This window comes from Rhodococcus sp. (in: high G+C Gram-positive bacteria) (assembly GCF_049286785.1).
Classification (GTDB): domain Bacteria; phylum Actinomycetota; class Actinomycetes; order Mycobacteriales; family Mycobacteriaceae; genus Rhodococcus_F.
This window is the reverse complement of the sequence record NZ_JBAQEO010000098.1, coordinates 1-8,036: the sequence shown is the minus strand read 5'-3', so window position 1 is coordinate 8,036 and position 8,036 is coordinate 1. Positions and strand designations below refer to the sequence as shown.

8 protein-coding genes are annotated in these 8,036 nt (G+C 60.8%); all 8 read left to right on the top strand.

From position 1 onward, the window contains the following. Window positions 1-1,209: cytochrome P450 (locus WAW17_RS03825; RefSeq protein WP_422331686.1), on the top strand; the 1,209-nt coding region annotated here is incomplete at its 5' end. A 40-nt stretch (window positions 1,210-1,249) separates the two neighbouring features. Then, window positions 1,250-1,636 (top strand): ester cyclase, encoded by a 387-nt coding sequence (locus WAW17_RS03820; RefSeq protein WP_422331685.1) that lies wholly within the window; start codon window positions 1,250-1,252, stop codon window positions 1,634-1,636. Window positions 1,637-1,715: 79 nt separating this feature from the next. Next, window positions 1,716-2,657, top strand: coding sequence for a PDR/VanB family oxidoreductase (locus tag WAW17_RS03815; protein WP_422331684.1), 942 nt, complete (start codon window positions 1,716-1,718; stop codon window positions 2,655-2,657). A gap of 80 nt (window positions 2,658-2,737) precedes the next feature. After that, the gene (locus tag WAW17_RS03810) at window positions 2,738-3,526 is read left to right on the top strand and encodes an SDR family NAD(P)-dependent oxidoreductase (protein ID WP_422331683.1); all 789 of its coding nucleotides are present in this window, start codon (window positions 2,738-2,740) and stop codon (window positions 3,524-3,526) included. A gap of 53 nt (window positions 3,527-3,579) precedes the next feature. Beyond that, window positions 3,580-4,815 (top strand): acyl-CoA dehydrogenase family protein, encoded by a 1,236-nt coding sequence (locus WAW17_RS03805; protein ID WP_422331682.1) that lies wholly within the window; start codon window positions 3,580-3,582, stop codon window positions 4,813-4,815. Window positions 4,816-4,830: 15 nt separating this feature from the next. Beyond that, complete coding sequence (locus WAW17_RS03800) at window positions 4,831-5,595, top strand: SDR family NAD(P)-dependent oxidoreductase (protein ID WP_422331681.1); 765 nt, start codon at window positions 4,831-4,833, stop codon at window positions 5,593-5,595. A gap of 261 nt (window positions 5,596-5,856) precedes the next feature. Further along, on the top strand, window positions 5,857-7,179 hold the full coding sequence (locus WAW17_RS03795; protein WP_422331680.1) for a CaiB/BaiF CoA transferase family protein: 1,323 nt from the start codon (window positions 5,857-5,859) through the stop codon (window positions 7,177-7,179). Then, window positions 7,179-8,036 (top strand): CoA transferase (locus WAW17_RS03790; protein ID WP_422331679.1); only part of this gene is annotated, 858 nt, incomplete at its 3' end. The genes WAW17_RS03795 and WAW17_RS03790, both read left to right, overlap by 1 nt.

The window sequence follows — 8,036 nt, the reverse complement described above, 5'->3', positions numbered from 1 at the left end:
GAGGCGACCTCGACTGGTCGGTGCCCCGTCGATATGTGGTCTCCGGAGTTCAACGAGAATTTCTGGCCCGAGATCAATCGCATGCAGAAACTCGACGAACTCAGCGTCCACACGCAGGGCGATACTCCCTGTTACGTGGCCACCCGGTACGAGGATGTCTTCAAAATTCTGCGGGATTGGAAGCGCTTCTCCTCGGAAGAGGGCGTAGCGATTCTCGGCCACGACAACCGCGCTGCACCTCCGAAGAATGAGGGCCGATTCCTCCCCGAGGACCTGGACCCGCCGGCGCAGACCGACTGGCGCAAGCTTCTCAATCCTGAACTGACGGAAGAGAAGATGAGAGTCTTCGCACCGTCGATCACTGCGGAGATCGATACGTTTCTGGACGCCGGGATCGAGCGTGGGCGGTTCAGCATCATGGAGGACTTCCTTCGCCCGCTGCAGCTGCGCGCGGTGTTCAGTAATCTTCTCCAGCTCGAGGGTGACAAAATCGACGACTGGATGCAGTGGGCCCACGACATCTTCGTCGGCGAAACGGCAGAAGCGTCCGAGAATGCATTCGTCAGCCTTTACACCGCAATCGAAGCCCTCGTGAAAACGCGGATGGCCGATCCGATCGAGGATGATCTGGTGAGCCTGGTGTGCCAGGTGAAGGAGATCGACGGCCGCGAGCCGACTCTGTCGGAGCGCATTGCTGTGGTTCTGCCGTTGTCGATCGCGGGCCTGGAATCGACCGGAACTGTTCTCGGCGGAATTCTCCATCACCTCGCCACGCATCCGGACGACCTGGCCGAGTTGGTGCAGAACCCGGAACTGATTCCCGACGCCGTAGAAGAAGGCCTTCGCATGTTTGCGAATGTCACTGCACTTCAGCGGACCACGACGTGCCCCGTCTCGGTCGGACAAACCGATCTCGACGAGGGCGCCAAGGTGTGGACGTCCTACAACGGGGCGAACCGCGACGAGGCCAGATTCCCGAATCCGCACCACTGGGACCTGCACCGCAAGGACAAGAACCACATCGCCTTCAGCATCGGCCCGCACCGATGCCTCGGATCGAACTTCGCGCGCCTCATGATGAGTCTCGTGCTCGAGCGGATCGTCGCAAAGATGCCGAAGTTCGCACTGGCCGAGGGACAGACCATCGGGTATCACTCGATGCCCACCCGAGGAATTCACGAGTTCGACATCGAAGTACAGACGAAGTAACCCCCTGCCCCACCGTTCTCACAAAAGGACTGAACATCCAATGACCAACCTGGCTCCCGAAGAACTGCTGGCGCAGGCACACAAGGTCGTCGACGCCTGGAACAACCTCGAGCTCGATGCTCTGCGTGACCTCGTTGACGAGAATGTCGTTGTCGTACACCAGAATCGCGGCGTCGCCGCGTCCGGTCGCGATCTCATGATCGAGACCGTAGAACAGATGAAGCAGGTCTTCCCTGATCGCTCGATCGGTGAAACCACCCGTTGGGCGGTGACGGGCAACTCGGTGCTGCGTGAGACGACGTGGCAGGGAACTGCAACAGTGGATGTCCCCGGATTCGGCAAAGCCGGCGAGTTCTGCAAACTCAACGTCTTGTCGATCATGACATTCGAGAACGGGCGTTTGACCGAGTGGTGCGATTACGGATAAGCCACCGCACAACCCTCGGAGCAGGCTCGTCCTGCTTCGAGGGGTTCGGCACTTCGGACAAACTTCTGGGAAGTGAACCATGAACCTCGATCTTCGCGTCGTCGAACGACGCACGATCGCCGACGGCATCGTCGAACTGTCTCTCGAGGCCGCCTGCGGTGATGCGCTACCCAGCTGGGAACCAGGCTCTCACATCGATATTCAGATGCGCGACGGATTGGTTCGCCAGTACTCGCTCACCGGTTTCGCGGTCGCGGACACGCGGTGGGTCGTCTCGGTCCTCCGAGAGCCGCACAGTCGTGGCGGTTCCGCGTTCGTTCACGATTCGCTCGAGGAGCAATCGTCCGTCAAGGTGAGCGCACCACGTAATCATTTCGCCCTGACGGATGGGCCTGCGTTTCAGTTCGTGGCCGGTGGTATCGGCATCACGCCGCTGATACCGATGATCGCGCAACTCGCTCGCGAAGGCAGGGAATGGCAACTGTTCTACGCCGGACGGTCGCGCTCGAGCATGGCCTACCTCGACGAGTTGACCCAATTCGGGGATCGGGTCCAGATCTGGCCGGACGACGAACTCGGTATGCCCGACATCGAGCAACTCGTAGCCGCCACTCCTCCGGAGACGGTCATCTACTCCTGCGGTCCAGAGGGGCTGCTCGCCAAGTTGGAGGAAGTGTGCTCGGGCGGGCCGGTGAAGCGGGCTTTGCGCACCGAGCGCTTTGTGGCCAAAGAGATCGAACTGGACGGACCCGATCACGACATCGAGGTCGAGTTCGTACAGTCCGGTATCACGGTCACTGTTCCGGCAGATCGATCGATTCTCTCCGTGGCGGAGGAGAACGGCGTCGACATTCTGTCCTCGTGCAATGAGGGAACCTGTGGCACCTGTGAAACACCTGTGCTGGAGGGGATTCCGGACCACAGGGACTCGGTGCTGACCGAAGACGAGCGTGCCTGCGGCGAAACCATGATGCTGTGTGTTTCGCGCGCGCGCTCGAGCTCACTGCGTCTCGACGCCTAGAAGCCCACACGGCTCGAGTGCCGTTCTTGCGCTGAACCCGCAGTCGCGCAGCGGGCAGAACAACAGGAAAGGTTTGCCGAGTGAGACGAGAGAACAGTAACCAAGGTCCGCTGGCTGGACAGAACGCGCTGGTCACAGGCGCGAGCGAAGGTATCGGGCTCGGCATTGCGAAGGGAATGGTTGAGGCCGGCGCCAACGTCATGATCGCAGCCCGCCGGAGGCCGCAGCTGGAACTGGCTCGTAAGGAACTGCAGGAGGTGGCAGCTCCCGGTCAATTGGTCGAGATTGCTGAGGTGGACATTCGTGACCCTCAATCGGTCGGCGTGATGTTCGAGCTCGCAGACCGCACTTTCCCCACGCTCAACATCTTCGTCGCCAACGCAGGGAGCGGCTCCATGGTCCCGTTCCTCGAGATGACGGAGGAGGTGTGGGCCGACACGATGGACCTGAATCTCACCGGCACCTTCCGCTGCTGTCACCAAGCCGCGACGCGAATGGCGGCGCGTCCGGACAAGAACGAGAATGCAGCGATTCTGGTGCTTTCGTCGGTCCGCGCACTGGGGACGCGTCCAGGCACGATCCACTACGCGACCACCAAGGCAGGACTCAATCAGTTCGTGCGCGTAGCAGCCTATGAGTTGGCTTCGACCGGAGTGCGGGTCAACGCGCTCTCGCCCGGCATCACCGCCACCCCGATGGCGCTCGAGCGGAATCCGGAGGTTTTCGAGAGGATGGCCGCGACAGTTCCCTTGGGTCGGGCAGGCAGCGTTGAAGACATGGCCGCGGCCGCGGTGTACGTGTGTGGTCCTGGCGCGAAGTTCGTCACCGGAACCAACCAGATCGTTGACGGCGGAGAGTCGTTGTACTGAGCCGCAGATCCCGGATGACCGGTGGTTCTCGCTGCATAGATTTCGGAGGTTTTATGACTCTGTCAGAGTTTCGTGAACGGGCCGGCGGTTGGCTGCGCGAGAACGTCGGCGCTGTGGCGGGCAGTACGGACCGGGACCCGTTCGATGTGGCGGTGTTTCATTCGCTGCCATTCGAAGCGGAGCGGGCACTGCTCGGGGAACACAAGAGGTGGCAGCGTATCAAGTTCGATGCCGGGTACGGTGCCATCGACTGGCCTGTCGAAGATGGCGGTGCTGGGTTGAGCGTCGAGCACGCCGATGTGTTCGCGAGAGAAGAATCGGCGCTGTTGCCGTTGGCGCCCCATGAGCTGTTCTCGGTCACGATGCACCTGATCGCACCGACCATTCGGATCCTCGGTACGCCGGAACAGATGGAGACCTTCCTTCCCTCGATGCTCCGGGGCGAACTCTTGGCATGCCAGTTGTTTTCGGAGCCGGGTGCCGGTTCGGACCTCGCCTCGCTCGGTACCCGCGCAGTCCTGGACGGTGAGGAGTGGGTGATCAACGGACAGAAGGTGTGGACTTCGGGGGCACAGTTCGCCGACTGGGGCGAACTCATCGCACGTACCGATCCCGATGTGCCGAAACATGCGGGCATGACCGGGTTCCTGATTCCACTCGACGCACCGGGTGTGGAGGTGCGCCAGATCCGGCAAATGTCGGGCGGTACCAGTTTCAACGAGGTGTTCTTCACCGATGTTCGGATACCGGATCGTCTTCGGTTGGGTGATGTGGGGGCAGGCTGGAACGTCGCGTTGACGACCCTGGCGTTCGAACGTGGGGGAAGTTCCAACACGGCAGGGGTCGGTGGGCAGTTCAGTCAGTTGGTTGCCTCCGCACGTTCTGCCGGACGGATCGGTGACCCACAGATTCGGCAGAAGCTGGCCGAGGTCTACCTTCGGCAGACACTGGCGGAGATCGATCTGCTGCGCGACCGTCAGGCGCGGGAGATCGGCGGTGCCCCGGGTGCGATCGGCTCGGTGCGCAAGGTTCAGTGGGTGGACAAGCTGAAGTTGGTTTCCGACACTGCTACTGCGATATTGCAACGAAATCTTCTCGCTGATACAGGGCGGGTGGGTACCTACGCATGGAACGAGCACGTTCTCGGGGCGCCGGGGTACCGCATCGCTGGTGGCTCGGACGAGATCCAGCGCAACATCATTGCCGAGCGACTGTTGGGACTACCCGCAGAAGCGCGGGCCGACAAGGGTAAGTCGTGGCGCGAGTCGACGTCGCGTTCCAGTGCCTGAACGAATCGAGAAATAATGGGTACCGATCGAAATAATCTTGCAGGCAGAGTAATTCTGATTACCGGTGGAAGCCGTGGTCTGGGAGCTTCGATGGCGTGGGCGTTCGCCGACGAGGGTGCACATGTGGTGATCGCGAGTCGCAAGGTCGAACCGTGCCGTGAACTAGCTGCGGAAATCGAGGCCAAGACCGGGGTCAAGGCTCTCGGCGTGGCTGCGCACGTGGGTGATTGGGCGAGTCTGCCGTCGCTGATCGACGAGGTGTATTCCACGTTCGGCAAGTTGGACGTGCTGGTAAACAATGCCGGCATTGCACCGCTGTACCCGAGTATCGAAGAAGTGAGTGAGGAACTGTTCGACAAGATTGTCGACGTGAACCTCAAGGGCCCATTCCGCCTGAGTGCTCTGGTTGCCAAGCGAATGGCGGCGGCGGGCGGTGGGTCGATCATCAATATCAGTAGCAACGCCTCCGAGCGGCCGGCCCCGGAATACATTCCATACGGGGCGGCAAAGGCGGGTCTGAACTCGCTGACAAAGGGTTTCGCTTCCGCTTACGGGCCCCACGTGCGGGTCAACTGTGTGATGGCCGGGTCCTTTCTCACCGATATCAGCAGGGGCTGGGACATGGAGGAATTCGACGATCTCGCTGGGGCCTGGCCGATCTCGCGTGGTGGCAAACCCGAAGAAATCGTCGGAGCCGTTCTGTACTTTGCCGGTGACGCGTCGAGCTACACGACGGGGACCATCCTGCCTGTCGACGGTGGCCGGATGGCCGTGGGATAGGCAGTTGTCGATTCTCGTGTGAGTCTCGTCCACTCGGATGGCTGGAATTTTCAGCAATGTGTCGCTTCGAACCCCGCGCATCACCCTCGGTGCGCGGGGTTCGCCGCTTTGTGCGGGTATTTCCCTTCAACCCGACTATTGCCATATTTCCTCATGATAATTATGCTCGGTGCATCGGGAATGATCTGAGGCACACGAACGTTCGGTGAGCGAACTGCCCGACCGGAATTCCCCAATGACAACGAAGATGGGAGGCACGTAGTGACTGCAGTCGAGCACACGCGGCCAACACAGACACAGCCGGGCAGCGGACGTCGGCCCCACCAGCGCACGGGACCGCTTGCCGGTGTGAGGATCGCGGATTTCTGCTGGATGGGTGTGGGTGCTGTCGCAACCCGCATGCTGGCAGATTTCGGAGCCGAGGTCATCAAGATCGAGGCACGTGATCGACTGGATATGCCCAGGCGCTTGCCCATCTACAAGAATGAACTGCGCTCGTACGGTGATGAGGATCCGAATCCGGACCCGAACAAGGGCGGACTGTTCAACAACTACAGCCGCAACAAGCTCGGCATCACCGTGAACATGAAGACTGAGCGCGGCCAGCAGTTGGTGCGGCAGTTGATCGGAGCGAGTTCGGTCGTGACCGAGAACTTCGCGCCCGGGGTCATGGAGAAGTGGGGACTGACGTATGACAATCTGCGTGCGATCGATCCCGAGATCATCCTTGCGCGTATGAGCGGGTTCGGGCACAGCGGACCGCACCACCGATTCAAGAGTTACGGCCCGGTAATCCAAGCGGTGTGCGGCTTGTCCTTCATCTCCGGTCTGCCGGATCGGGAACCGTCCGGTTGGGGACTGTCCTATATGGACAATCAGGCGGCTTACTACAATTCCGCGGCACTCTTGATGGCGATCATGCAGCGCAACGCAACCGGCAAGGGGCAGGAGATCGATGTCTCTGCGGTAGAGGCCGGTATCAACCTGATCGGTCCGGACTTGCTCGACGTGTCTGTAAACAACGCCAAGACCCGTAGACCGGGCTACCCCAACGGAAACCGCCTGGACAATCCACAGGCGGCCCCGCACGGTGTCTATCCTGCTGCAGGCGAGGACAAGTGGCTCGCAATCGCTGTGTTCGACGATGCGGACTGGTCGCGGTTCACTTCAGCCCTCGGAAGCCCCGAATGGGCTTCGTTCCCGGAGTTTGCCGATCAGTCTTCCCGTTTCGCCAACCATGACAAGCTTGACGAATACATCTCACGTTGGTCCGCCAGTCGGCCGGCGCACGAGTCCATGGAGTTGCTGCAGGCTGCTGGGGTGGCTGCAGGCGCCGTCCGGAACTCGCAGGATCTCACCGAGTCGGACCCCCAGATCAACCTCCGGGGAACGTTCTTCGAACTCGATCACCCCGTCATCGGTATGGCAAAGTTCGAAGGCTCACCAATGCAGTTCTCCCGCACGGTGCAGGACAATTGGCGCAGCGCGCCGCTACTCGGCGAGGACAATCATTATGTATTCGGCAACATCCTCGGACTCGACGAGGACGAGATTGCGGCGCTGACCGCAGAGGGCGTGATCTGATGGAACTTGCATACAGTGGACTGGTTGTCGTAGAGCTCGCTGACGATCCGGCTGGTGAATATACCGGCAAACTGCTTGCCGATCAGGGCGCCGAGGTCATCAAAGTCGAACCCATCGGTGGTGTGGCGAGCCGACATATCGGCCCCTACGCCGGTGGTGAAGTCGACCCGAACAAGAGTCTGAATTTCTGGACCTACAACACCTCGAAGCGTTCGGTCACTCTGACGATCGGTGACGAGGAAGGTCGGGCATCGTTGGCGGACTTCATCGCCCGCGCCGACATCCTCCTGACGACCGGCAGGCCCGTGGACCTCGAAGCGCAGGGATTGGACCTCGAGCGGCTTTGCTCGGAGCATCCTCGGTTGATTGCGCTATCAGTTTCACCATTCGGGCTGACCGGACCTTGGGCGAATTACCGGAGTTCCGATCTGGTCGGCCTCGCAATAGGTGGGCTTCTCACAACGTGCGGCTATGACGATCATTCGATTCCACCGATCCGACCCGGCGGAAATCAGGGCTACATGACCGCCGCGAGCTTCGCGTTGTGCGGACTGCTTCTTGCACTCATCGAGCGGCAGAATACTGGACAGGGACAGTTGGTCGACGTATCGATGCACGAATCGATCGCGGTCACGGGCGAGTTGGCCAACCCGTACTGGTTCTACCCGAAGGCATTGGTGCAGAGGCAGACCTGTCGACATGCACAACCCGAGCCGACGCAACCGGCCTTGTTCCAGTGCGCAGACGGGGTGTGGGTGTATTTCGCTTTGATCCTCGCGGACCAGAATGCGTGGAAGGCGCTGACGTCGTGGATGGAATCGGCAGGAGTGGCAGCGGACCTCGTCGACGACGAGTAT

Excerpts from the sequence above, each read along its gene's own strand:
- WAW17_RS03805 (WP_422331682.1), top strand. The coding sequence starts at position 3,580 with ATGACTCTGTCAGAGTTTCGTGAACGGGCCGGCGGTTGGCTGCGCGAG.
- WAW17_RS03815 (WP_422331684.1), top strand. The coding sequence starts at position 1,716 with ATGAACCTCGATCTTCGCGTCGTCGAACGACGCACGATCGCCGACGGC.
- WAW17_RS03800 (WP_422331681.1), top strand. The coding sequence starts at position 4,831 with ATGGGTACCGATCGAAATAATCTTGCAGGCAGAGTAATTCTGATTACC.
- WAW17_RS03820 (WP_422331685.1), top strand. The coding sequence starts at position 1,250 with ATGACCAACCTGGCTCCCGAAGAACTGCTGGCGCAGGCACACAAGGTC.